General features: G+C 47.4%; 28 protein-coding genes and 1 riboswitch. Of the genes, 16 read left to right on the top strand and 12 right to left on the bottom strand.

Annotation, left to right across the window (positions count from 1 at the left end; genetic code table 11):
- Nucleotides 1–3 precede the first annotated feature (3 nt).
- Entirely contained in the window at nt 4–378 is a 375-nt protein-coding gene (locus GLV97_RS04460) for a hypothetical protein (protein ID WP_160836033.1), read from the top strand.
- 124 nt (nt 379–502) lie between these two features.
- Here the strand turns inward: GLV97_RS04460 and GLV97_RS04455 are convergent, their stop codons facing one another.
- Nucleotides 503–634: a hypothetical protein gene (locus tag GLV97_RS04455; RefSeq protein WP_337194078.1), complete on the bottom strand. Its 132-nt coding sequence runs from the start codon at nt 632–634 to the stop codon at nt 503–505.
- 386 nt (nt 635–1020) lie between these two features.
- Here GLV97_RS04455 and GLV97_RS04450 point away from each other — a divergent pair, with 386 nt between their 5' ends.
- From GLV97_RS04450 to GLV97_RS04415, 8 genes are all read left to right on the top strand, one after another.
- Nucleotides 1021–1311, top strand: coding sequence for a hypothetical protein (locus GLV97_RS04450; protein WP_237418573.1), 291 nt, complete (start codon nt 1021–1023; stop codon nt 1309–1311).
- A 93-nt stretch (nt 1312–1404) separates the two neighbouring features.
- Nucleotides 1405–2148, top strand: coding sequence for a polysaccharide deacetylase family protein (locus tag GLV97_RS04445; RefSeq protein WP_160889136.1), 744 nt, complete (start codon nt 1405–1407; stop codon nt 2146–2148).
- A 263-nt stretch (nt 2149–2411) separates the two neighbouring features.
- Nucleotides 2412–3674 (top strand): ammonium transporter, encoded by a 1263-nt coding sequence (locus GLV97_RS04440; protein ID WP_160836031.1) that lies wholly within the window; start codon nt 2412–2414, stop codon nt 3672–3674.
- A gap of 24 nt (nt 3675–3698) precedes the next feature.
- The gene (locus GLV97_RS04435; protein ID WP_160889135.1) at nt 3699–4667 is read left to right on the top strand and encodes a DUF294 nucleotidyltransferase-like domain-containing protein; all 969 of its coding nucleotides are present in this window, start codon (nt 3699–3701) and stop codon (nt 4665–4667) included.
- A complete protein-coding gene (locus GLV97_RS04430; RefSeq protein WP_160836029.1) occupies nt 4664–5383 on the top strand; it encodes an exonuclease domain-containing protein in 720 nt (239 codons plus the stop codon). Before GLV97_RS04435 ends, GLV97_RS04430 begins: the two co-directional genes overlap by 4 nt.
- 153 nt (nt 5384–5536) lie before the next feature.
- Nucleotides 5537–6931, top strand: coding sequence for an FAD-binding oxidoreductase (locus GLV97_RS04425; protein WP_423784960.1), 1395 nt, complete (start codon nt 5537–5539; stop codon nt 6929–6931).
- On the top strand, nt 6928–7920 hold the full coding sequence (locus GLV97_RS04420) for a bile acid:sodium symporter family protein (RefSeq protein WP_160836028.1): 993 nt from the start codon (nt 6928–6930) through the stop codon (nt 7918–7920). The genes GLV97_RS04425 and GLV97_RS04420 overlap by 4 nt, the downstream gene beginning before the upstream one ends.
- A gap of 321 nt (nt 7921–8241) precedes the next feature.
- Complete coding sequence (locus GLV97_RS04415) at nt 8242–9123, top strand: DUF4097 family beta strand repeat-containing protein (protein WP_160889134.1); 882 nt, start codon at nt 8242–8244, stop codon at nt 9121–9123.
- 26 nt (nt 9124–9149) lie between these two features.
- On the opposite strand, the gene GLV97_RS19760 is transcribed toward GLV97_RS04415, so the two are convergent.
- On the bottom strand, nt 9150–9290 hold the full coding sequence (locus GLV97_RS19760) for a hypothetical protein (RefSeq protein ID WP_202410577.1): 141 nt from the start codon (nt 9288–9290) through the stop codon (nt 9150–9152).
- 106 nt (nt 9291–9396) lie between these two features.
- Complete coding sequence (locus tag GLV97_RS04410; RefSeq protein ID WP_160889133.1) at nt 9397–10395, bottom strand: LLM class flavin-dependent oxidoreductase; 999 nt, start codon at nt 10393–10395, stop codon at nt 9397–9399.
- Nucleotides 10396–10603: 208 nt separating this feature from the next.
- Between GLV97_RS04410 and GLV97_RS04405 the strand changes: the two genes are divergently transcribed.
- Nucleotides 10604–11581 (top strand): metallophosphoesterase, encoded by a 978-nt coding sequence (locus tag GLV97_RS04405; protein ID WP_160889132.1) that lies wholly within the window; start codon nt 10604–10606, stop codon nt 11579–11581.
- Between the two features lie 40 nt (nt 11582–11621).
- Here GLV97_RS04405 and GLV97_RS04400 read toward each other — a convergent pair whose 3' ends face one another.
- The 3 genes from GLV97_RS04400 to GLV97_RS04390 form a co-directional block, all read right to left on the bottom strand.
- Nucleotides 11622–12914 carry a solute carrier family 23 protein gene (locus GLV97_RS04400; protein WP_160836024.1) on the bottom strand — a complete coding sequence of 431 codons (1293 nt, stop codon included), beginning with the start codon at nt 12912–12914 and terminating at the stop codon, nt 11622–11624.
- Nucleotides 12911–13498 carry a xanthine phosphoribosyltransferase gene (locus GLV97_RS04395; RefSeq protein WP_160889131.1) on the bottom strand — a complete coding sequence of 196 codons (588 nt, stop codon included), beginning with the start codon at nt 13496–13498 and terminating at the stop codon, nt 12911–12913. The genes GLV97_RS04400 and GLV97_RS04395 overlap by 4 nt, the downstream gene beginning before the upstream one ends.
- A 136-nt stretch (nt 13499–13634) precedes the next feature.
- Nucleotides 13635–13736, bottom strand: a riboswitch (purine riboswitch).
- 84 nt (nt 13737–13820) lie between these two features.
- Nucleotides 13821–15350: a BCCT family transporter gene (locus GLV97_RS04390; RefSeq protein ID WP_160889130.1), complete on the bottom strand. Its 1530-nt coding sequence runs from the start codon at nt 15348–15350 to the stop codon at nt 13821–13823.
- Nucleotides 15351–15478: 128 nt separating this feature from the next.
- Between GLV97_RS04390 and GLV97_RS04385 the strand changes: the two genes are divergently transcribed.
- Nucleotides 15479–15955, top strand: coding sequence for a GyrI-like domain-containing protein (locus GLV97_RS04385; RefSeq protein ID WP_160889129.1), 477 nt, complete (start codon nt 15479–15481; stop codon nt 15953–15955).
- A gap of 34 nt (nt 15956–15989) precedes the next feature.
- Here GLV97_RS04385 and GLV97_RS04380 read toward each other — a convergent pair whose 3' ends face one another.
- A complete protein-coding gene (locus tag GLV97_RS04380) occupies nt 15990–16352 on the bottom strand; it encodes a winged helix-turn-helix transcriptional regulator (protein WP_160840533.1) in 363 nt (120 codons plus the stop codon).
- Between the two features lie 392 nt (nt 16353–16744).
- Between GLV97_RS04380 and GLV97_RS04375 the strand changes: the two genes are divergently transcribed.
- Nucleotides 16745–17941 carry an MFS transporter gene (locus GLV97_RS04375; RefSeq protein ID WP_160889128.1) on the top strand — a complete coding sequence of 399 codons (1197 nt, stop codon included), beginning with the start codon at nt 16745–16747 and terminating at the stop codon, nt 17939–17941.
- Between the two features lie 74 nt (nt 17942–18015).
- Nucleotides 18016–18855 carry an aldo/keto reductase gene (locus GLV97_RS04370; RefSeq protein WP_373562354.1) on the top strand — a complete coding sequence of 280 codons (840 nt, stop codon included), beginning with the start codon at nt 18016–18018 and terminating at the stop codon, nt 18853–18855.
- A gap of 43 nt (nt 18856–18898) precedes the next feature.
- Here the strand turns inward: GLV97_RS04370 and GLV97_RS04365 are convergent, their stop codons facing one another.
- The 3 genes from GLV97_RS04365 to GLV97_RS04355 form a co-directional block, all read right to left on the bottom strand.
- Nucleotides 18899–19084 carry a hypothetical protein gene (locus GLV97_RS04365; RefSeq protein ID WP_160836017.1) on the bottom strand — a complete coding sequence of 62 codons (186 nt, stop codon included), beginning with the start codon at nt 19082–19084 and terminating at the stop codon, nt 18899–18901.
- A 141-nt stretch (nt 19085–19225) separates the two neighbouring features.
- Nucleotides 19226–20158 carry a pseudouridine-5'-phosphate glycosidase gene (locus tag GLV97_RS04360; protein WP_160889127.1) on the bottom strand — a complete coding sequence of 311 codons (933 nt, stop codon included), beginning with the start codon at nt 20156–20158 and terminating at the stop codon, nt 19226–19228.
- Nucleotides 20155–21261, bottom strand: coding sequence for a PfkB family carbohydrate kinase (locus GLV97_RS04355; RefSeq protein WP_160889126.1), 1107 nt, complete (start codon nt 21259–21261; stop codon nt 20155–20157). Before GLV97_RS04355 ends, GLV97_RS04360 begins: the two co-directional genes overlap by 4 nt.
- A 165-nt stretch (nt 21262–21426) precedes the next feature.
- On the opposite strand from GLV97_RS04355, the gene GLV97_RS04350 reads away from it, so the two are divergent.
- Entirely contained in the window at nt 21427–21831 is a 405-nt protein-coding gene (locus GLV97_RS04350; RefSeq protein ID WP_160836014.1) for a VOC family protein, read from the top strand.
- A 5-nt stretch (nt 21832–21836) separates the two neighbouring features.
- Nucleotides 21837–22457, top strand: a complete 621-nt coding sequence (locus GLV97_RS04345; protein ID WP_160836013.1) for a LysE family translocator — start codon at nt 21837–21839, stop codon at nt 22455–22457.
- A 437-nt stretch (nt 22458–22894) separates the two neighbouring features.
- Here GLV97_RS04345 and GLV97_RS04340 read toward each other — a convergent pair whose 3' ends face one another.
- The gene (locus tag GLV97_RS04340) at nt 22895–23803 is read right to left on the bottom strand and encodes an alpha/beta hydrolase (protein WP_160836012.1); all 909 of its coding nucleotides are present in this window, start codon (nt 23801–23803) and stop codon (nt 22895–22897) included.
- A 168-nt stretch (nt 23804–23971) separates the two neighbouring features.
- On the opposite strand from GLV97_RS04340, the gene GLV97_RS04335 reads away from it, so the two are divergent.
- Nucleotides 23972–24436 (top strand): glycosyl-4,4'-diaponeurosporenoate acyltransferase, encoded by a 465-nt coding sequence (locus GLV97_RS04335; protein ID WP_160836011.1) that lies wholly within the window; start codon nt 23972–23974, stop codon nt 24434–24436.
- Between the two features lie 39 nt (nt 24437–24475).
- On the opposite strand, the gene GLV97_RS04330 is transcribed toward GLV97_RS04335, so the two are convergent.
- Nucleotides 24476–24565 (bottom strand): YjcZ family sporulation protein, encoded by a 90-nt coding sequence (locus GLV97_RS04330; protein WP_035531392.1) that lies wholly within the window; start codon nt 24563–24565, stop codon nt 24476–24478.
- Between the last annotated feature and the right edge of the window lie 203 nt (nt 24566–24768).

Raw genomic sequence — 24768 nt, 5'->3', positions numbered from 1 at the left:
AGCATGATGGTGGTGATAAGCGTTTTAATCATGTCTGCTTTATACCACATCCTCTATCGGATATGGCCGGCCCGGTCGGTTTATAAAGTCCCTGTGACACCCCATCAATCTTTCACAGGCAGAGCAGTGGTGGACACAAGGGATTACCAGATTTCCTATAAGGATCCGTATCCTCAGGCGTACTGCCTGCCTCTGGCCTATTTAAAACGGCACGCCGGCGAACTGCCGGATCTGCCGCTCCTGTTGGTCTCCACGAACGAGATTGAGAAAAATATGGCAGCAAAAGTCCTTAGAAAAAAAGGATTTACGGTTGAAGGATACGCTCTTGCCGGCGAATGTGAGGAGTGTCCGAAGGTTCCATGTATGGCAGGCTCTTGATTGTCTGCTTCCCGTTTATCTGAATCCCTCCAGGGTCCAAGACCTTTATGGAATGAAACAAAGGCGCTTTCTTTTTCAGTCACTCCGGCTGGGAAAGAAGCGTCTTTTTATAGAGGGGCAAAGGTCAGATGTTCCATCCATAGGCGATGATCTTCGTGAATTCGACAGCCGAATTCGGTGTCAGCTTCCCCGGATTCAGGAGGAGTGTACAGCCGGTAACGAGCGCCGTGGCCCCTTTCCTGGACAGAATAAACATCGGGAAATTTCATGGGACAATTCCTGCTGCGACACCAATCGGCTTTATCATTTACGACTGGGGACTGCAGAATGTCCCTAAGATGCAGCTTTTTCATGGACGGAAGAACAGCCTGCATCCCGTTTAGAACTCCGATCACATAAGTCTGACGATGGCATCGCACAAGGGTACAAGGATTGGAAATCTTCTATTCGTGGAGGACTTCAGCCGGAAGTTGTAACTGAAGCTGTCAATTGCGCATATCAGCAGCCATCGTCTGTACCGATTCGTGAAATTGACCTGGCACCGACAAAACAGCGGAATTAAGCAGAAAAAAACATAGATTGAAACGCCCCCCTCATCCTTTACGTATGGAATAGAAGAAGGTGAACAGGGAGGGGTGTCCAATGATTCAACTCATGGTCTTACTAGCCGCAGGTGCCGGCTTTTACATGTTATTTAACCGGCTTATGGGGTACCGGAAGGGGCATATCCAAATGGATTTGGATGACCGGTATGTTGATTTCAATCAATATATCAAGGCTGTTCTGGCTGAACTGAAGAGCCGGGGCTTTGAAGCATTTTATGAAGGAAATGGTGTGTTTACAATCAATGGAAGCCGCTATGTCTTTATTGAACGGAATGTTTCCATGGGAGGCGTTCCTCTTCAGCGGACCATTTTAAAACCGGATCAATAAGCGGAAGAGCTCTCTCCATAGAAGGGAGCTTTTTCTATGGAATAAGATGACTTACGCTCTGCACACTAATGGAAAAAGGAAATGGTGGCAGAGATGAAAATCGCGTCAGGGTTTGCTGCTTTTATTCTGCTTATTGGAAGTTTTTCTCCACTCCCAACGGATGCTCATCCCCGGCATTATTATGAAGAAAAAGGGACGGCGATATGGGAAGTGCCGACAGAGACCAAATGGGTGGCCGTCACCTTCGATGATGGACCGAGTGGTACGTATACACCCGAAATTATGGAAGTATTAAAGAAACACGGGGCAAAAGGGACGTTCTTTGTCGTCGGATCGCGGGCGCAGAAACATCCGGATTTGATCAGGGAAATGGTGGAGGAAGGCCATGAAATTGCCAACCATACGTACCATCATCCCAGCTTTACTGGAATATCGAAACAAGAAATCGTAAAGGAAATAGGGTTTACGGCAGAAGTCATCAAGGAGATTACAGGCGAACCTCCTACATTGTTCCGACCACCCGGAGGAGTATACAACGACATTATTGTTGACACCGCCAGTGAGGAGGGCTATATGGTTGTCATGTGGTCCTGGCACCAGGATACCAAAGACTGGCAGAGCCCTGGAGTGAATCGGATTGTAGATACAGTTCTCCAGCATTCAAAAAACGGGGATATCATTCTTTTTCATGATTTCGGAGGAAACAGATCTCAGACGGTTCAGGCATTGAACCGCATTCTTCCCGTTTTAAAAGAAGATGGCTTTCAATTTGTAACGGTATCAGAATTGATTGAAAAGCACCCGAAATATAAGATCATTGATGACTTTTCCGGTTAGAAAAGAAACGGAGAGGTCGCAGAGGCTGTCCGGGACGTGTCCTGGACAGCCTTATTTACGATGTTTCACCCCCTGCCCATGGCGGATGGATAGACGGGGAAACGGAGCACAGCCTATCAAGTTGCAGCTTGATAAATCCCTCCCCGGATATTTTTTTGAAAAATGTGAAGAATCCTCACATAAACAATTGTTTTAACATTTTGACTTTGTTACAGTAGTATATATCACATGATGTTAAGAAATCTAACATGGAGGGGTAAGTCATGGAAGCCACGTTTTTAATGAACAATCTATGGATTGTTGTCTGTACGATTCTTGTTTTATTGATGCAGGGAGGTTTTATCCTTTTGGAGGCAGGGTCGACACGTATGAAAAACGCCGGCCACATTGCAGGGAAAACCGTCTTTACAGTAGGAATTGTTTCCTTGGTTTTCTGGGCCGTGGGATATGGACTGATTTATGGTGAGGGGAATGCCTTTGTAGGCTTATCCCAGTTCTTTTACGGGGATGCAGAAACAATGGGCGGAGGACTCGCGGGGTCGGTTGATTTTATGTTCCAGCTGGCATTCGCAGCTATTGCCATGACCATTGCTTTCGGTGGCTTTGCTGAACGGGCGAAGCTGATGGGGTACGTTATATTTGCGGTCTTATTTTCTATACTTATCTACCCGGTCATTGCTCATTGGATCTGGGGAGGCGGCTGGCTTGCGGAGCACGGGAAACAGGACTTCGCCGGTTCCACTGTTGTTCACCTGACAGGTGCAATGGCGGCCCTGGCAGCTACCATGATCTTAAAACCGCGGATTGGTAAATACAATAAAGACGGTACATCGAACGAGATTGCCGGTCATAACCAGGTATTCACAGCTCTCGGTGTGCTTATTCTCTGGGTAGGCTGGTTTGGTTTTAATGCGGGGAGTACTTTTGGTGTCGCGGATGCCTTTTTCGGTTATGTCGCTTTAAATACTCAGCTGGCAGCAGGCGCGGGGGCTGTAGGGGCGATGCTTATGGTCTGGGCCGTAACAGGGAAAGCAGATGTACCGACAACGCTGAACGGAGCTTTGGCGGGTCTGGTAGCCATTACAGCCTCCTGTGCCTTCGTTGCTCCGTGGGCGGCTGTTTTGATCGGCTTAATCGGAGGAGCGTTCGTCTTTTTCAGTATGAGGTTCTTTGATAAACGGAGAATCGACGACCCTATTTTTGCTCTTTCCGTTCACGGCACGGTGGGGATTTGGGGTACGTTGTCCAACGGGTTGTTTGCAACGCCGGAACTTGCTGTTGTCGGTCGTCCCGGACTTTTCTACGGCGGGGGATTTGAACAGCTGGGCGTCCAGATTCTGGGGGTCGTGAGTTCTGGTCTCTATGCGTTTATTGTTTCCTTCATCATCTTGAAGGTCATGGATAAGGCGATGGGGGGGCTCCGTGTTTCTGAAGAAGAAGAGATTATGGGTCTTGATATCAGTGAACATGGAGGCTATGGGTATCCTGAGAACCTGACACCACCGAAGTCGAATTCAGGGGCTTAAATGGAGATAAAGGGTGGCGTTGATATGCACGAAAGCTATCAAGAGCTGCGTACATGGCGGGAGAAGGTGATGCCCGGCCTGATACCGGATCCTGAACAATTGAATGTGTGTCATGATCAGCTCATCTCCCGGACGATAAGGCTTGCAGAGGAACGGGTGGAGATGGAGCAGGGAAAGCCGCCTGCTCCGTTTGCTTTTTATCTGATGGGGAGCGCGGGACGTTGTGAACAGTCCATTTGGAGTGATCAGGACCACGGTCTTATTTTTGAAGGAGGAAGAGCTGATCAGGATTATTTTCTCTCCCTTGGTGCTGAAATCAAACGCGGTCTTGCCGCTGTCGGCTATGAAGAATGTGAAGGAGATGTCATGTCCTCCAATCCAGTCTGGTGTCAGCCCAAAGAGGAAATGAAGCAGCAGGTATCAGGATGGCTTCAGCAGGAGGACTGGCAGGCTCTGCGTCATATACAGATCTTCTTCGATTCACGAGTTCTCGCTGGTGGAAAAGATATGCTGCAACCTGTGAAAAATGGGATTTTCACCACATTACATGAGCAGCCTCACCTGTATCAAAGATTTGTTGAGAACGTGAAGTATATGAAAAAAGGGAAGGGAGTATTCGGTCAGCTGCTTCCGGAACAAAAAGGAAGCAGACAGGGCAGCGTGGATCTTAAACAGACCATTTACTTTCCGTTTGTCAATGCAGCGAGGCTGTTGGCTTTTTATAAACAACTGTATGTCCCATCAACTCTGTCAAGGTATGCCGATTTGGAGGAGGATTTTCCGGAGCTTCGTTTTTATAAACAGCAGTTCCGTGAATTTCTTCAGTTCCGGCTCCATAAGGCGGGGGAGTCGGATGGGTATGGCGGGGTGCACTATGTTCCTGTCCATTCTCTGATAACGGAAGAAAAAAAGCAGCTGAAATCCTGGATGAAATACGGTCATCAAGCTTTTGAGTATGCCAGAACGGTTTTATCTAAAGAGGGAGTGCTATGAATCCATTTACTCAATTTGTAAAAGATCTCTCCGGCCGGCTCGGAAGCGGCTTTTCATCCCTGGATCAAAGCAGTGCTTCCAACCAGGCTTATATTAGAAATCTGGAGCGCGAAATCAAGGAAAAAAATGTGCTGGATCTGCCGCTTGCTGATCTTCCCGTAGTCGTCTTTGATTTGGAAACGACCGGCTTTCACCCTTATCAAGGAGACCGTATTCTCTCAATAGGGGCTGTGAAAATCAGAGGGTTGCAGATAGAAAAGGAGTCCTTCTATTCGCTCGTCCAGTGCCGTGCTTCCATTTCTGATGAGGTCACCCGCCTCACAGGAATTACAAAGGAAATGACAGAGAAAGCTCCGCCGCTGGAGGAAGTCCTGCACGATTTTTACAGGTATATCCAAAGTGATGTCTTAGTTGCCCATCACGCCGGACATGAGCGTAAATTTATGAACCACGCGGCGTGGACGGAAATGAAGCGGAAATTCCGGCACCGGCTCCTTGATACGACTTTTCTTACCAAAGTGAATCGTCCCAACCAGGATCTGAATTCCCTTGATGAGTGCTGTGCGGCGTATGAAGTATCGATTGATCACCGGCATCATGCTCTATCTGATGCCAAGGCTGCAGCAGCTTTATGGATTCAGGGGGTCAAGGAAGCGCGGGAGAACGGGTACCTGACGCTTGGAGAAGTCTATACAAAACTCGCTTCTTTTAAATGAAGCACTCCTGTCGAAAGCAGGAGTGCTTTTTTATTGTGTAAGTAACTTAATGGCCCTGAATCATTTAGAAAAAAATGAAAAAAACGACCTCCTGTTGTAAAATTCAGACTATTATGTATAATGTGAGACACAATACAGGCAGGAGGAATAGCAGTGGCAGTAGATATGACGGATCTCATACAAGAATTGAAGCATGTGCTTCAGGAACACCAACTTTCAACAAATCCAACGATCCTTGATCATCACAGCAGGGATGAGTCCTATCATCAACCGGCAGGACCGGAGGTGGTTGTCTTTCCTGAGACAACGGAGGAGGTTCAGGCCGTTGTAAAAGCAGCGGATGCCTTAGGGATCCCAATCGTTCCGTTTGGTCTGGGGACAAGCCTTGAGGGTCACGTTATTCCATATGAGCGGGGGATAACGATTGATTTTTCACAAATGAACAAAATCCTTGAAGTGAGGGATAAAGATTTTCTGGTGAAAGTCCAGCCGGGTGTAACCAGATCTCAATTAAACAAGGAATTAAAAAAATACGGTTTGTTCTTCACGGTAGATCCCGGTGCAGATGCCACCCTTGGAGGGATGGCAGCGACCAATGCCAGTGGGACAACATCGGTCAAATATGGCGTCATGAAAGATCAGGTACATGACCTGGAGGTGGTCACACCTGATGGAAGCTGTATACATACAGGGAGTATGGCGAGGAAGTCATCCTCCGGTTATCATTTGAACAGTCTTTATGTCGGTTCAGAGGGAACACTCGGATGCATAACGGAATTGACCCTCAGAGTCTATGGCATTCCTGAGCACATTACTGCGGGAAGGGCGGTTTTTCCTTCCGTCAATGATGCCGTGGAGGCTGTGGTGTCCATCCTGCAGGCAGGTGTTCCTATTGCAAGAGTGGAGCTCGTGGACGACCGTTCGATTCAGCAGGTGAACCAATTCAACAACACCACGTATGAAGAAAAGCCGACGTTATTCCTGGAGTTTCATGGAAATGAATCCGGGCTTTCACAAGATGTCGATTTTGTGAAGGCCATTGTACAGGAGCATCAATGTCAGGGCATCCTTTTCGAAAAGGACAATGCCGCTCGGGTGAAGCTGTGGGAAGCGCGGCATCAGCTGGCTTATGCTTATATCCACAGCTTTCCCGGCAGGAAGCTGATGGTGACGGATGTGTGCGTTCCGATTTCTGAACTGGCTGGAGCTGTCAATCACGCCCGTGGTGTCATTGGAGAACTTGGACTACATGCGGGGATTCTGGGCCATGTGGGGGACGGGAATTACCATGCGCTTCTGATGCTGGACCCGGATCATCCGGAGGAAGCCGCAAAGGCGGGGCAGTTGAATGAAGCTATTGTAGAATATGCACTTGCATGTGGCGGAACATCGACGGGCGAACATGGGGTTGGACGAGGAAAGATGAAATACCAGAAGCAGGAACACGGGGCCGCCCTGGACGTTATGGAGAAAATTAAACAGGCCCTCGATCCAAAAGGAATCATGAATCCGGATAAACTCGTGCCAACAAGGAGGACAAACAAATGAAGATGTTTGAATCTATCAGTCATATAGCTGGAAGGTACTTTGCTTTCTGGGTGGTGGGGGCTGCTCTGATCGCCTTTTTCCTCCCCTCGACTTTCCTAGGGCTCGGAGCGTACATCACCATCCTTCTGGGGGTGGTCATGTTCGGAATGGGACTTACCCTGAAACCGGTGGATTTTAAGATGGTTGTACAAAAACCGCTTCCAGTCATCATAGGGGTGTTGTCTCAATTTTTAATCATGCCCCTGGCTGCTTTCGCCATTGCTTATTTGTTGAATCTTCCGGCAGAGCTTGCGGCAGGACTTGTGCTGCTCGGTTCAGTGCCCGGAGGGACGTCTTCAAATGTCATGGTGTTTCTTGCCAGAGGGAATCTGGCTTTGTCAGTAGCTATGACATCGTTGTCGACCCTTCTTGCTCCTGTTTTCACACCATTAATTCTTTTGGCCCTGGCTGGGCAGTGGCTGCCTGTGGACCCGGTATCCATGTTTGTTTCGATCGTTCAGGTCATTATTGTTCCGATTGCCCTCGGAGTAGGTGTACGTAAGCTCGCCCCGGCGGCTGTCGATAAAGGCACGTCCATCATTCCGCTGATCTCTGTTCTGGCTATCATCATTATTGTTATGGCTGTCGTGGCTGCGAACGTAGACAGCATCGTCAGCTCCGGCGTGATGGTTTTTGCTGCGGTTATGCTTCATAACCTTTTCGGTTTGTCTCTAGGTTATGGGACAGCTAAAGTAATGAAGCTGGATGAGAGCAAGCGCCGGGCGATTTCCATTGAAGTAGGGATGCAGAACTCCGGTCTTGGTGTAGCTCTTGCTACGGCTCACTTCGGCCCCCTGGCTGCGCTGCCAAACGTTCTTGCTGCGGTATGGCACAATATTTCAGGTCCTATACTTGCAACCTTTTGGTCGAAGAGACCCGTAGAAAAAGAAGAGAAAGGTCCTGTACCTCAAGACACGTGGGTGGAGGATATAAAACAAACCGGATTATAAATTCTGTAAGATGTGAAACTTTTTTCCATTCTTTTCCGTATACAGGGACATAACGGAGGAGGATGAATGTGAAGCACGATAAAATTGATAGGCGCAGAAGAAGGGAGCGCGGCTCAGCTTTTTTTGATATCTTCACAGAATGTATTTGCTGGCTGCCTGAGGTGGTTTTCGGTATCGGGCGCCTGCTTCTCTGGCTGTTAGAATGTATAGGAAGGCTGTGCAGAGGTGTGTTTGACCTTTCTTAGAATAAAGGGGCGTACACCTTTTGTATACACCTGACAGCGTGGTATCCAGTATTGGAACGAAGAAAGAGGGGGCTTTATGAAAAAAATAGCGGCAGGCGTCTGTTTGTTTCTTGTTGTTCTGGTTTCAGGAGTCGTTTTTTATTCTTTATGGGACAATCCGGAGGTGAACGCTGTGACTGAGTATGAAGAACAAGAAGTCGAGAGGATTGAAATTGAGGTGACTTCCATGGATGTGGATATTCAGACTGCCTCTGTCCCCCGCGTTGAAATGAGGGCAGAGGGAAAGACCGACCAGCCCCTTTTTACGTATCATTACTCTGAGGGAGCACTGCATATTGAAGAAGTGGAACGAAAAGGGATCCGCCTGCTTCCATTTTCCCCGTTTAAAGATGCTTCTTTGAGCATCGTGCTTCCTGAGAAGAAATATGAGGATCTAACCATGCAGGCATCGTCCGGAGACATTCGTATTGAGGGAATGGCAGCAGCGTCTTTAGATATCAAGACTTCGTCGGGATCGGTGGACATGGTGAATAATGAGGTTCAGAAGACGCTGGCGATTGAAACATCCAGCGGAGATATTACTGGAGAAGCTGTTACAGCAGGAGTACGTACATACATAACGAAAAGCGGGTCCGTTACGGAAGAGGGGGCTGATGGAGGGGAAACAATGGTCACCACTGCCTCCGGAGATCTGTCATTGACCGGCATGCAGGCTCACACAGGTTTGGAAGTGGAAACGAACAGCGGAGATGTGCAGGTGAATTTTGCATCGTCCTCTCTTGAAGATGGAACGGTCTCATTTATGAGCCGGTCAGGGGAAGCCGTTGTAAACTGGGACGGTTTGTTGTATGAAGAGAAAAAGGAGCATGCATTTAAAGCTGTGCTTAGGAATGGGGATGAAGGGAACGTGATACGGATTGAGACACAGTCCGGAGATCTGCATTTAAATAAGAGGTGAGAGGGGGGACACCCACCCTCTCCTGCTTAAAATTGATTGGCACCCGGCCCCGATTTGGGGCGGTTTTTATTCGTACGATGTCCTGTCTCTTCTTCCACCGGCAGGCTTTCCTTTGGTGTTTGATTGTTTGTTTTGGCGGCGTTCATTTGTGATGTGCGCTTACCCATATAAGATCCCTCCTTATACATCCTTCCTAGTCTTTGGAGGAAGAAGGGATGTTAATACAGTAAAATATGACATAAATAAAGAGCGTCCCGGCAGGACGCTCTTTATTTATGCGTTCATAATTTCTGATATGATTTCGTAGGAACGGAGGCGTTTGTCGTGATCATAAATTTGAGAAATGATCATCATTTCGTCAGCTTCTGTTTCCTTCTGGAATTGTTCCAGTTTGGCTTTTACGGTTTCCTTACTACCAATGATTGAAGAACCGAGCTGCTGCATGAGTGCCAATTTTTCCCGTGGTGTCCATACGTCCTCCATGTTTTCAACTGGAGGCTGAAGCAGCATGTTCGTATTACGGACGAGGTTCAGGAACTGCTGATGCAGAGAAGTTGCCAGGTATTCTGCTTCTTCATCTGTATCGGCGGCGATCACGTTAACACCAACCATCACATAAGGCTCATCCAATACATCGGAGGGGTGGAACTGCTGTCTGTATAATCGCAGAGCTCCTTCGGTATTGTTGGGAGAGAAATGGCTGGCGAATGAGAACGGCAGCCCCAGCCGTCCGGCCAGCTGGGCACTGAATCCGCTGGAACCAAGAAGCCAGATCGGCACATTCAGCCCTTCCCCCGGGACTGCATGAATCCGGTTTTCCCCGGCAAAGTAACCTCTTAATTCTTCCACCTGCTCAGGAAATTCGTTTGGATCACTATCCAGATTTCTTCTTAAAGCACCAGCTGTCAGTTGATCTGTCCCAGGTGCCCGGCCGAGGCCTAGATCAACGCGGCCGGGAAATAAAGTTTCCAGCGTACCAAACTGTTCAGCAACGACGAGGGGCGCATGATTGGGAAGCATAACCCCGCCTGATCCGACACGGATGGAATCTGTATGATGCAGTACGTGGCTGATGGCTATCGAAGTCGCCGAGCTTGCGATGAACGGCATGTTATGGTGTTCCGCTAACCAGTATCTGTTAAAGCCCCAACGCTCAGCATGCTGTGCCAGATCTACAGTATTTTTAAAGGAATCAGCGGGCGTGCTGCCTTCTGTTACGGGAGCAAGGTCTAAAACGCTGTATTTCGTTTGTGAGAGTGTTTTTTCAGTCATATCCTGTCCTCATTTCTTTGTAAAATCCTATGGTTATCTTATCAATTTTGTTTCGAGACTCAAAATATTTTGTCTGGGCCTGTAACCTTTTCACGCTTTTTTCCAAAGAGACCCAGTCCTGTTCCTTCATATCCCGTGTTGGAATGGACACACTAAGGAACCACAGAGGAATCTGGTTAGTTCTTTTTAGAGGAAAGGAAGGGTATCGGTGAGAACGGCGGTTTTCTGGATGAATGAGAGCCTTCTTATACTATTTCTCAGTCTTGCCGTTGCTTATACCGTAAGCAGTGAGGCTACGGATCTGGAGGGGGACGGCAGATTCAAACTTGTTCTGCTTCCAGACACTCAATTGTATTCAGATGAGTTTCCAGATAGGTTTCATGCCCAGACCCAGTGGCTGGCGGATAACTTCCAAAGAGAAGATATCCGCTTTGCAGCCCATCTAGGAGACGTGGTGGATAAAAATCAAAAACATCAATGGGAAAATGCGGACAAAGCGGTTGCCAGGATGGATGAAGCTGGTGTGCCTTATGGAATAGCAATGGGAAACCACGACATGGGTGGAAAAGCGGCTCATTTTAAAAAGCACTTCGGCAGCGGGCGGATGAAGGGGCTTCCGGGTTATGGTGGACACTCTCGAAATGAATTGAACTCCTACTATACGTTTTCGGCAGAAGGCAGAGATTTTCTACTCCTTTTTTTAAATATTGATCTGCCTGGAGAAGACCTTGCCTGGGCACAGCGTGTTCTCGATGAACACCCGGACACACCGGTCATCGTTGTCACTCATCTGCTTATGGATACGAAAGGCCGGCTTTCTGAGAAACCTTATGTAAGAAAATCCAAAGGCAATTCCCCGTCTTTCATCTATAACGAATGGATTGCTAAGAATAGTCAGATTTTCATGACCGTCAACGGTCATTACAGCGGAACGTACCGCACGATTCGTAAAAATGAGGCAGGGCTGCCGGTCCATCAATATACAGCTGATTACCAAGGGTATCCGAATGGAGGAGAGGGGTTTTTGAGGATCATTGAATTCGACTTGAACAAAAATACGCTGACCCACCGAACGTATTCTCCTTATTTAGATGAGGAGATGATCGGGGAACAGCATAATTTTACAGAGTATGTGGATTTTGAGAAGCGGTGGAATCTTGAAATTCCTAATCAGCCATATGAATAAACAACAGCCGCCGGCAGAAAAAGTCTGCCGGCGGCTGTTTTCAGGCTCCTTCCTGCCATACAGCTTCTGTTTTTTTCTCCGCCGGTCTGCGGGTCCTATGGAAAATGATGTTCAGCCCGATAGCTGTAAGGCTTCCCGCAACAATGCCGTTGCTCGTTAAAATCTGTACACTGTTGGGAAGCTGCGCGAATAGTTCCGGCGCTACGGTTACACCAAGCCCCATGCCGATGGAGCAGGCAACAATCATCGAGTTCTCAGGTGAAGCGGCAGCTTCTTTGCTCAACATTTTGATCCCCTGGGCGATGACCATACCAAACATTGCCAGCATTGCTCCACCCAGAACAGGTGTCGGGATGATCGTGGTTAAAGCAGCGGCCTTAGGAAGCAGGCCGAGTCCAAGCAGCAGACCACCCATAATAAAGATGACCTTCCTTGATTTCACACCGGTCATGTTCATGAGACCGACATTTTGAGAAAAAGCGGTATAAGGAAAGGCGTTGAAAAAGCCTCCAAGAAGAATGGCGATGCCTTCAGCTCGGTATCCATTTCTCAAGTCTTGTTCCTCAATTTCCTGATCGGAGAGATCTCCGATGGCAAAATAAACGCCGGTCGATTCAACCAGCGAGACCATTGCAACAAGAATCATCGTCAAAATGGCCGACCAGTGAAACGTGGGGACACCGAAATACAGTGGTTCAATAATGTGGAAGAAGGAGGCTTCCGTAACGGCCGATGTGTCGACCCGGCCGAAAAAGAAGGCCGTCACTGTCCCTGCGGCAATTCCTAAAAGAATGGAGATCGACTGGAAAAATCCACGTGTGAAACGGTACAGAAGGATAATGCCTCCAAGGGTACCGAAAGCCAGCGACAAATGAAATAGAGAACCGAAGTCTTCGGCTCCCTGTCCACCGCCCATGTTCTGTACAGCGACTGGAATCAAGGTAATTCCTATGATGGTAACGACAGAACCGGTTACAACCGGAGGAAAGAATCGGACAAGCTTACTGAAAAAGCGGCTGATCACAAGGACGAAAAGGCCTGATACAAGTATGGCACCGTAAATCGCAGTCACTCCGTATTCGCTTCCAATAGCAATCATTGGACCGACAGCTGTAAAGGTACAGCCGAGGACAACAGGAAGGCCGATTCCGAAATAGTTATTTTTAACAACCTGAAGGATAGTTGCTGCGCCACACATGAAAATATCTACGGCTACTAAATACGTCAATTGTGTAGAGCTTAATCCGAGCGAACTGCCTACAATCAATGGAACGAGAATCGCCCCTGCGTACATCGCAAGCAGATGCTGGATGGCTAAGGTGAATGATTTCACTGGGCACCCACCTTTTCAGCAAATTGGACACGGCCGCTGTTCAAAGAAGCCACACGGGCCAAAGATTCAACTCGTACCCCTTTGTTTTTTAATAGATTTCCGCCTTCCTGAAAGGCTTTTTCAATAAGAATACCGATTCCTTCAAGAGAAGCTCCTGCTTGTTCAACGATATGCAGGAGACCGAGAGCTGCCTGTCCGTTTGCTAAAAAATCATCGAGGATCAGGACGTGGTCACCGGCTTCTATAAATTCGTGGGAGACAGCAATTTCATTCGATTGTTCTTTTGTAAAGGAGTAGACTTCTGATGTATATAATTGATCATTCAGCGTCAATGATTTCCGTTTTCTCGCAAAGACAACAGGAACCTGCAGGTGAAGACCCGTCATTTGAGCAGGAGCAATCCCGGATGATTCGAGCGTAAGGATTTTCGTAATGCCTGATCCAGAGAACCGTTCAGCAAATTCAAGGCCGATATTGTCCATTAATACAGGATCGATTTGATGATTGATAAAGGCATCCACTTTCAAAACAGATGTGGAGAGTACACGTCCTTCTTCCATGATTTTTCTTTCCAATAGTTCCATAGGATTCCCACCTTGATGATGAATTACATTGGATGTTTCATAAAAAAATGCGTGTCGTCCACCTCTCAAACTCATGAGAAGCCGGACGACACGCACAGCTGGCATCGTAAGGAGAAGAATCCTTCCCTTAGGATTCTTCGTCTGTCAGGCTTTTCATAGTCGGTTCATTTACGGCAAACCGGTAGAAACTTGCAGGCCTTATCCCTGCTATTATATGAAAATATCCGAATGTTATTGGTATTGTAACATATAAATGTTCGATATCAAGAGCTCATGACAGATATTCGAAGAAGATATGGAATTATTGAAAGAAATCATCCGGCTACTGTGCCCGCTTCTTCATTCCGGCCGGCTTGGCTGCAGCTTTTTTCAATTCCCTGATTTCGCGGTTGGCCTCTTTGAAGAAGGATCCACCCATAAGTAAAATAACGACAGAGAATGGGAAGGCGGCAATGATCAGGACGTTCTGCAGTCCTTGTGTGCCTCCGAAATAAACGATAGTGGCAGCCATACCTGTCAGGGCCAGCCCCCACAAAATTTTAACGGTACCATTGGGGTTTAGTGATCCTTTGGTGGAAAGCATCCCTAATACGAACGTAGCGGAGTCCGCAGATGTAATAAAGAATATTGCAATGACGAAAATCGTAATGAAGGACATGAGTGTGCCAAGCGGATAATAATCCAGTGTCGCAAACGTGGCGGTTTCAATCGGGAATTCTGAAATGGCTTCGATTCCCCGCTGCTGCAGATCGATGGCTGCAGTTCCGAATACTGCAAAGAAGACGAAGCAGACGAGAGATGGAACCACGAGAACACCGGTCATGAATTCTTTGATTGTCCTTCCGCGGGAAATCCTTGCAATGAAGATACCGACGAAAGGTGACCAGGATATCCACCATGCCCAGTAAAAAATGGTCCACGAGTTGATCCACGATCTGCTTTCCTCATTAAGAGGGGCAATGCGGAGACTCATATCGAAAAAGTTGGTCACGTAGTTTCCAAGGGACTGTGTAAACATATTCAATGTCAGTACGGAAGGTCCCACGATAAACAAAAGAATCATCAAAGCAAATCCGAGAAAGAGGTTCGTATTACTCAAGTATTTGATTCCCTTGCTGATGCCGGACCAGGCGGATGCGATAAAGAGCACCATGGAAACGACGAGTATAATAAACTGGGTGGTGAAGTTGCTGGGAACGCCAAATAAGTAGCCCAGTCCTTCGTTGATCTGGGCAGAACCGAACCCTAGTGTCGCGGCTACACCAACGACGGTGGCCACGACGGCAAGTACATCAATCAGCCTGCCCGGCAGGCCGCCCATCGCTTTTTTGCCGAATAAGGGAATTAAAGTGGCGCTGATCAATCCGGGGTAACCTTTGTGGAATTTAAAGTAGGCAAGTACAAGAGCGACGAGGGCATAAATCGCCCACGCATGGATTCCCCAGTGGAAGAAGGAATACTGCATAGCGTCCTTGATCGCCTGCTCACTTCCCTCAGGGGCTATAGGACTGCTTTTGAACGCGTGGGAAGCAGGTTCTGCTGTCGTCCAAAAGACGACGCCCATCCCCATTCCTGCGCTGAACAGCATGGCAAACCATGTAGGCAGGGAGAATTCAGGCTTCTCGTCCTGTTTACCAAGCTTCAGGTTCTTGAACCTGGAGAATACTAAGTAAATACAGAAAATCAACATCGCTAAAACGATGATCAGGTAGTACCATCCAAACGTGTTTGAAATATCGGCCGTAATTTCGGCAGTGACAGTCTGAAGCTGATCAGGGCTGATTGCGCCCCAGAGCACGAACAAGGCACAGATGGTTAACCCATACCAGAAAACGGGAGTTACATTCTTCATTTTTTCACCTCATATGTAATAATAAAAAGCGGGTGTTGATTCTTTTCCTTACCCTTTAAGTCTACATTGAAATCCTGTTTTTGTTAAATTTGTTACAAGATGTAGAAATATGTAGAGGAGGCAGGCGTATGGAGCCGCAGATCGTTCAGCTTGGAAACATGTACCTTATGGGTGAAAGCAGGCGCATGACGTTGACCGGTGATAAGACCGTGGAGTTGTGGAAAAGCTTCAAACCTAAGGTGAAAACGATTCAAGGGCAGAAGGATGGGTACTTTTATAACTTATCCATTTATCCGGAAAGTTTTGATCTGAACACGTTCACCTCTGATACGCGTTTCATCCGATGGGCAGCTGTTCACGTTCATGCTGATGAAGAACTTCCGGAAGGTTTGGAGAGCTTCCTGTTACATGGGGGGCTGTACGCTGTTTTTATTCATAAAGGGCCGGCGCACACCTTTGTCCAAACCCTTGATAAGATTTTTAATGAGTGGCTTCCGAACTCTTCCTATGAACTGGATGGGCGGCCCCATTTCGAGAGAATGGGGCCGGATTACCGGGTGGATGATCTAAACGCTGAAGAGGAAGTCTGGGTGCCGATTAAATAAAAAAGGTCAATGCCGGCTGCGGCATTGACCTTTTTTATACTTTTTCTAATTCATTACCCTCTGCAAGAACTTCGGATTTATCGGGGTAGCAGTTCTCGATGTGTTGTTCCCCCCAAGCACAGAGCATATCCAGAGCGGGCTTTAAGGACCAGCCGTAGTCCGTTAGTTTGTACACGACTTTCGGTGGAACCTGGTTGAAAACGACACGGTCCAGCACCCCGTCCTGCTCAAGCTCCCTGAGCTGCTGGGTAAGCATTTTCTGAGTGATTCCCGGCATGAGACGCTTCAATTCACTCGTTCGTAATTCATTTTTTATCAAATGACACAAAATAACGACTTTCCACTTCCCGCCGATAACTTCGAGAGCTGCCTCAACGGGGATGTTGTATTTTTTCATCATGGTCCACTCCTTCATGATTTACGTTCCTTATGAATGGAAGACACGTCTGTTATTCTTTTCAGCGCTTTAAAAATTTATCATATCTTTATGGAATATTCCATCGTTATGACTTCCTTTTTCGGTGTCCATAAAAAAAGTGGAGCGATATGGCTGCGGTGTAATCCTTTGGTGGCGCAAATGTTACTAAAAAGTACCTACGTGACTTTAAAGTACGTACTTCCTAAACCGTTCAATTCATAGCATAATCATTTTTGTCCCAGAGGAGGGGCCGGTATCAAAGAGGTCCATGAGTACTCGGGGCGGGCTTTTCATCAAATGGATAAGTCTGGAAATGGTAAGGGGCGCCACTACTTTTCCGGACGCACAGAAAGAAAAAGGAGGACTTCTTCATGAGTTCATATGCTGAAACCATGGATCAAACAAAAACAAAAGGAGGCACTCCTGCGCTGCTGGCATTAGCCATTAGTGCCTTCGGTATTGGAACGACGGAATTTGTACCTGTAGGTTTATTATCGTCCATTGCGGATGATTTATCGATATCCATTACACTGGCAGGGCTTTTGATTTCCGGCTATGCCCTTGGTGTAGCCGTTGGTGCGCCCGTGTTAACGGCTCTGACGAGTAAAATGAGTCGTAAATCGCTCTTATTGTCGCTGATGGTCTTATTTATTGCCGGAAACGCGGTGGCTGCGATGTCGACCAGTTTTGGAATGCTGCTGGCGGCCCGCTTCATTACTGCTTTCTCTCATGGAATCTTTTTTTCCATCGGTTCAACGATAGCCGCTGATCTTGTGCCTGAACATAAACGGGCCAGTGCCATCGCTTTTATGTTTACGGGACTGACCGTTGCTACAGTGACAGGCGTTCCGCTGGGGACATTCATAGGACAGGCTTTTGGCTGGAGAGCCACCTTCTGGGGTGTTGCTCTGCTTGGTGTAGTTGGTATCATCGCCAGTTCGATTCTAGTCCCGGGAAATTTGAAAGAAGCACCGCCTGCCAAATTCAGTGAACAAATGAAAATCCTGAAAAACGGAAAACTCATGCTGGCTTTCCTGATCACAGCCCTTGGGTATGGAGGGACCTTTGTCGCTTTCACATATTTGACTCCTTTACTTGAAGATGTAACAGGATTCAGCTCCAAGTGGGTGAGCATCATTCTGCTTGTTTATGGTGTTGCTGTAGCGATCGGTAACGTTGCAGGCGGGAAGGCTTCCAACCAAAACCCTCTCCGGGCGTTATTCTGGATGTTTGTGCTTCAATCGGTCATCTTGGTTGGGTTGACATTTGCCGCCCCTTTCAAGGTTGCGGGGCTTATCGCTATCTTCCTTATGGGACTGTTTGCTTTTATGAATGTTCCGGGACTTCAGGTGCTCGTCGTCAATCTGGCTGAAAAATACGTCCCGTCTGCCGTCAATGTCGCATCTGCGCTGAATATTGCCGCCTTTAATGTAGGAATTGCCATCGGTTCCTTTGTCGGAGGAATCATCGTAGAAGGGATCGGTCTTATTCACACCCCATGGATTGGTGCGATCATGGTTGCCGGGGCTGTATTCTTAACAGGTTTCTTGAGAAAAGTAGAACAGTAACAATGTTTGGGTTCTCTTTTTTCCGGTAATGAGTTTCGAGCAGATGAAAAGAAGCAAACAATGAAGAGGAGGAAATGATTATGAAAACCAATACGAAAACATTGAATAACGGATTGGAAATGCCGGAAATCGGCTATGGAGTCTTCCGTGTCGACGAAGGGGAAGCTCTTGAGGAAGCCGTCGTTACAGCCATTAAGGAAGGCTACCGAAGCATCGATACCGCTGCCATTTATGGAAATGAACGAAGTGTAGGAAATGGAATTAGGAAGGCTGTGGATGAAGGTCTTGTAGGACGCGAGGATCTATTCGTGACTTCCAAAGTGTGGAATGACGGCCTCGATTATCAAGGGACCATCAGCGCTTATGAAGAAAGTTTAGAGAAACTGGGACTGGACTATCTGGATCTTTACTTGATTCACTGGCCGGGGAATAAGAAATATGAGCAGCCATGGAAAGCTATGGAAGCCCTCTATCAAGAAGGCCGTGTAAAATCCATCGGCGTCAGTAACTTCCAAGTGCACCATTTGGATGATCTGTTGTCCTATGCTGAGGTCAAGCCTGTCATCAATCAAGTCGAGTTTCACCCGAAATTGACGCAGCAGGACGTTCGTGAATACTGTAAAAACCATGATATTCAAATTGAGGCATGGTCTCCATTGATGAATGCGGACCTTTTGGATCATCAGGTTATCCAAAAGCTGGCGGAGCGTCACGGGAAGTCACCGGCTCAGATTATTCTCCGCTGGGATATCCAGCATGGTGTCGTGACCATTCCGAAATCCATGACGCCTTCCCGAATTAAAGATAATATCAATATCTATGATTTTGAGTTAACGGATGAAGAGATGAAGGAACTGGATGCGCTCAATGAAAATGCCCGCAGCGGTCCACATCCGGATGAATTCGATTTCTAATCAGACAGTGAAAGGACAGGGATCCCCCTGTCCTTTTCTGTATTTACAACTGTTTATTGTACTTTGGATCTGATGATTTTCTTCCCGCTCCGTCGATATAGTAGGTTTCTTTCAACCGGTTGGTGTCCTCGTCCTGAGACTCCTGCGTCATCCGTTTCCTTCTTTTTCGATCAAAATAAATAGACAGGGCAATAACGACAGCCAGCATACCGAACAGCAGCCACAGCATAATCATCCTCCTCGGGATTTTTTGACTTGTATTCTTCTATTCCCGCTTTTCAGGAGGGCTAGTGCTGTCTGACAGGAAACAGGGCATCCGGCCCATAATTTGTAAAAAAACGCAGTGGTTGTCATTTGTTTGATACACAGGCTACAACGAATGAACCGAATTCCTTAGTTTTTGAAAAGCAGCCGCGGTTTGTGCTCCTAAGACAGCGTTTGATTTAATTAAAGCGATGTTGGCCTGCAGACTTTTTCCTTCTGTCGCTTTGTGAATATATTCAAGGAGAAAAGGAGTGACTTCTTTCTGTTTAACCTTCTGTTTATCTGCCTCTTGTAAAGCTTCTTCAATTGTTTGGTTCATGTAGGCCTCTTCCAATGCACTGTGCTCAGGGATCGGATTAGCAATAACAAGGCCTCCATCAAGACCGAGTGACCATTTAGTATCGATCACAGCGGCGATTTCCTCCGGATCATTGACTTTATAGTTGGAGGAGAAAGCACTAGATCTTGTAAAGAAGGCGGGAAGGTGGTCGGTTTGATAGCTTAATACAGGGACCCCTTTGGTTTCCAGGTATTCCATCGTCAAACCGAGATCGAGAATGGACTTGGCTCCGGCACATATGACGGCAACATTTGTCCGGCCCAGTTCCTCAAGGTCGGCTGAAATATCCATCGTGGACTCGGCTCCACGGTGGACACCTCCAATGCCGCCGGTCACAAAGATGGGAATACCGGCAAGACCGGCACAGAACATGGTCCCTGCCACCGTTGTCGCACCCGTTTTACCAGAAGCAGCAAGATAGGCGATATCTTTGCGGGAAGCCTTGATCACCTCTTTTTCAGAAGCCAGTCTTGTTAATTCCTCTTTCGTGAGCCCGATTTTAATTTTTCCATCCATAATGGCGGTGGTCGCCGGTACCGCACCATGCTCCCGTATGATGGCCGCTACTTCCTCCGCCGTCCGTAAATTATCAGGGTAGGGCATTCCGTGAGAAATGATTGTCGATTCAAGGGCAACCACAGGGAGATGTTCAGCCAGAGCGTAAGCTACTTCTTCTGTCATGTCTACAAAAGGGTTCATACCAATTCCTCCACATCCTGAGTCAGCAGGGATGGAGTCAAATCCTGCCGGACCGTATAAGGGGACTGGATGCATTTCACCGCATTCATCATCCCCGTTTTCATAACTTCCCGGAGCTCCATGCCCTCCATCCATCCGTATAAAACACCGGAGCAGAACGCATCTCCGGCACCGGTTACATCGTTGACATCCCCTGTTGAAAAAGAAGGGAAATGATGGATGCCGCCTTCAATTTCTCCAACGACAACCCCGTCTTTTCCGGAGGTGATGGTCACTTTTTCAATGCCCATCTCCAGCCATAAACCTGCGGCCAGGCACCATTTTTCTTTGGAGTCAATGGACATGTGGAAATGGGCTTCGGTTTCCTCTATGTTGGTCATCAGCCATGTAAGCCCTCGGAGGTCTTTGGGCAGGCGTTTCATTTTGGGTGCTGAGACGGTCACAAAGACGAGAGGAACTGAAAAGCTGCGGCTCATACGAAGCAGGAGTTCCAATGTTTCTTTAGGACAGTTGAGGTCAGCAATCATACATTCGGACTGCCTCATCTTTGTTTCACTTTTCATCACAAGGGGCGGAAGGATCGCCTCGAAGACCTCCATGTCCGCCAGCGCTGTGAGTAACTCACCGTGAGGGTTCATCAATGCTGTGTATGTACCTGTAGTGGCGTGTGGGAGATGAAGAACGCCGTCCAGGTTCATAAAGGAACCGGAGGCTTTTTCAATGATATCCCAGTCAGCATCCATGCCGGCTGCTGTAATAAGAGAAGGATGGAAGCCCAGTCTTCCCAGGTTTTCCGCGATGTTTCTCGCTACACCTCCTGCACTGGAACGGGAGTAGACTGGATTGGATGTGTACATTTGAAGCGGTTCGTGGGTGTGGAGTTTCCGGTCTACATTGGCTCCTCCGATGCAGAGCACCTGCCTGGATTTGTTTAATACATAAGCACGACCGAGAAGGACATTTTTCTGAACGAGACCGGAAATGATATTTGCTACGGTGGATCGGGATAGTTGAAGAGCTTCTGAGAGGGTTTGCTGGGATACATAAGGGTTTTTGACAATCTGCTGATACACTTGACGCTCACGTGAGGTCAACTTTTCCATGAATCATACTTCCCCCTTTATAAACAAAAGTTTGAATATGTAAACATTTGTTTAACTTATTATAAAAGCGCTTTCATTAAAAAGTCAATTAAAAATGGAAGGGAAAGGTGACAGGAAATGGATCACTTCGTTATAGTAAAAGAAATCGGTCAGAGGAGGAATTGGATGCTTGTGAAACAAATTCATCATGCAGCGATTATTTGTTCAAACTATGAAATATCGAAACATTTCTACGTACATATTCTCGGATTTCCTGTTATTGCTGAAAACTATCGAGAGGACAGGTTATCTTATAAACTCGACCTTCAAGCAGGTGAAAGCCGAATCGAATTGTTTTCTTTTCCCTCACCACCTGATAGACCGGATGCCCCGGAAGCCCGGGGCCTCAGGCATCTGGCTTTTGCTGTAGAGGATGTCGACCACTGCAGGCAAAAGCTGGAGGAAAAAGGGGTGCATGTAGAAGAGGTGAGGGTCGATCCTTATACCGGCAGAAGGTTCACCTTCTTTAAAGATCCTGATCAGCTGCCTCTGGAACTGTATGAAACAGGAGAAGAAAGGACGGGGAAATAAACGCTTTGGAACCTTCTGTGGTGTTTTCGTTTATCGGCATTTCCCTTTTGTTGACCCTGAGTCCGGGGCCGGACATTCTTTTTGTACTTGCTCAAAGTATTGTCCAGCATGCGAAGGCGGGAATAGTTACTGCTCTCGGTCTGTGCACAGGTTTAATGGTTCATGTTTCCGCCGCTGTATTTGGAGTATCAGCTGTCATTTATCAATCAGCTGCCGCCTTTGAAATCGTGAAGTATGCAGGCGCCGCTTACCTGCTTTTCCTGGCTTTTCAATCTTTCACGGCTGGAGAATCAGCGGATGGACCGTCACAAGGGGAGGCGGAAAAATATCATAAACTTTACATGAAAGGGATTTTTATGAATCTGCTCAACCCGAAGGTTTCGTTATTCTTCCTTGCTCTGCTTCCCCCCTTCGTCGATCCCTCCCGCGGGAGTGTTTCTTTACAAATGCTTTTACTCGGATCGATCTTTATCATTCAGGCTTTTCTCGTCTTTTTCCTGGTCTCGGTGTTATCAGAAAAAATTCAACAGAACGTGCTTCACCGGATGTCGACCGGAAAGTTTCAAAAAGCACAGGGCCTCATCTTCAGTTTCATTGCCATGCAGATTGTTATCAGTGGAAAATAATCCCCCTCCTTAAGGAGGGGGATTTTTGGCTGTGGAAAAAGCCTGTGTTAACCAGTTCGGGTTGTCCATTTGTCGTGTAAAGGGTCACTTTCCGCTTATCGGTGGATGAATGCCGCGGGCACGCCCTCAGCTAACTTGGTCAGGAAGGCCGCCTGTCCAAGTGGATCTTCGGCCCGTGCTGTTCCCGCAGGCATCACCACCGAACGCTCCCCGTGCCCACGTTGGAATATATAGGAGAGATTCTGCACTAAGCAGGTTTGTAGATTCAAAAGAACGCCATGGGCTGCGCTGATGACGGCTGCCTGCCGGAATATAACAAAGACTGTCCTCCATCCAGCAAGGGGCTTTCGCTCCTGGCGGTAAGAAAAAAAGCTTGTAAAGAAACAGGGGTTTCTCTACAAGTTGAAATCCCCCTCTTTAAGGAGGGGGATTTCTATTTATGAGGATATCTGCTTGATTGGTGCGCCTGATTCAGCGGCGGCCTTCCTGATGTGAGCGGCGATCGTATCCCATGCCTCTGTGGCTGCTTCTGTGGGACCAAGATGCGTGAACAGGTGGTAACAGTCTTCAAATAGGCGGTGATGGACAGGGACACCTGCTTTTTTCAGCTTTTTCGCGTACCTCTCCGCTTCAGGATTGAAGGCATCATATTCCGCTGTGATCATGACAGTTTCGGCTGCACCGCTGACATTCTCTGCGTAAACAGGCGATGCGTAGGGATGGACGTCCTGTCCTTGTTCCGGGACATAGCAGAGGTTCAGAAAATGGGCGAACTGAGGGTATTTGGAACGCCATTTATCTGGTTCTGGTTTTTCAGAAAACGGGGTAGCAAAATCAAGCATGGCACACGATAAAACCTGGAGGAGGGGCTGAGGCTCCTCTTGATCCTTCAAGTATAAACACAAAGCAGCAGCGATGTTGGCACCTGAGCTCTGCCCTCCGACCATCCACTTGTCAGGGTCGATGTTCAGACCTTCGGGATTGCTTTTCACCCAGGCCAATACTTCATAGAGCTGGATGATTGGAGCAGGGAAGGGATGTTCCGGCGCTTTGCCGTATTCTACATTGATGACCACACAACCTGTCCTGTTGGCCAGGTACCGGCAGTACGGGTCATCCATTTCTTTGTTATACATAATGAAGGCCCCGCCGTGGAGGTTTATATAAACCGGTGGTTTATTATAGGTAGAGTGAAGCGGTTCGTAATAGGTGACCGCTACTGGAGCAATCGAAGTGTCGACTAAAACATCGACCCGCTTCTTTACTTTCTGTTTTTGAATGGTAGACGTGCGTGCTGCTTTATTAGGAAGCATACGCAGGAGACGAGCAATCCACTGGATAAACATAAAAGACCTCTCTTTTTTTAGGGTAGTGTTCCCTTAGATATCCTACATTAATCAAACCGGCTGAGGTGAATACACCTTTGGAAAAAGGGGAAAACGAAGCCCGAGAAGCACCAGCTGATAAGGATTTGATTATTATGTATATGGAAAAGGAGAAAAGAAGGTGAATCGATGGTCTTCAATGCAGTTATATGGCTGTTCATCCATTTAGCTGTCAGCGGCATCACAGCTATGGCACCTGCTTCCTTTATCCGGTTCCTGCATCCATTATTAAGGACGAAGAGCTGGGAAGGTCGTGGGCGTATTTACCGGTCTTTCGGAATTCATAGATGGAAAACAATGCTTCCGGAAGCGAGGAAATGGGTGAACAAAGGTAGAGGAAAGACAGCGGCATCGATTAGAAACGTGTATGCATATAGTGAGCTGGAAGAGCAGCTTACCAGATCGGAACTCTCACACTGGATGCAGATTTTCCCTGCGCCCTTGTTTTTTCTATTTAATCCAGCATGGGCGGGGTGGATCATGATTATGTATGCATTGTTGTTTAATCTGCCCTTCATCATGATTCAGCGCTACAACCGGGCAAGAGTCAGCCGTCTTTCGGACAGGTTGCTCCATGCATTTCCGCAAAAGTAGAAAAGAGTCAGAGTGGAGCACTCTGACCGGCGTTTCATTTTAGTATTTAACATAAGCAGCTCCAACAATAATAAGGAGAATAAACAAAACAACAATCAGCGCAAAGCCTGCTCCGTATCCGTAGCTCATGATCTCACCCCCTGTTCATAACTAGTTTATGCGGGGGATTTTGTTTGGGAAAGGCATCCATCATGCATTACGGTGAATTCCACGTTTTGCGGGGCGGATGATTTTTTTGCTTCAGACACATCCAAAACTTGTTTTTATCCGTATTCTATATAAAACGTGAAGGATTTGATAAAAACAGATATACTAGTATCATTATGGATTTA

It is taken from the genome of Halobacillus litoralis (genome assembly GCF_009856355.1).
GTDB lineage: Bacteria > Bacillota > Bacilli > Bacillales > Halobacillaceae > Halobacillus > Halobacillus litoralis_B.
Note: the sequence above shows the minus strand (reverse complement) of the source record. Positions and strands in the feature narration are given on the sequence as shown.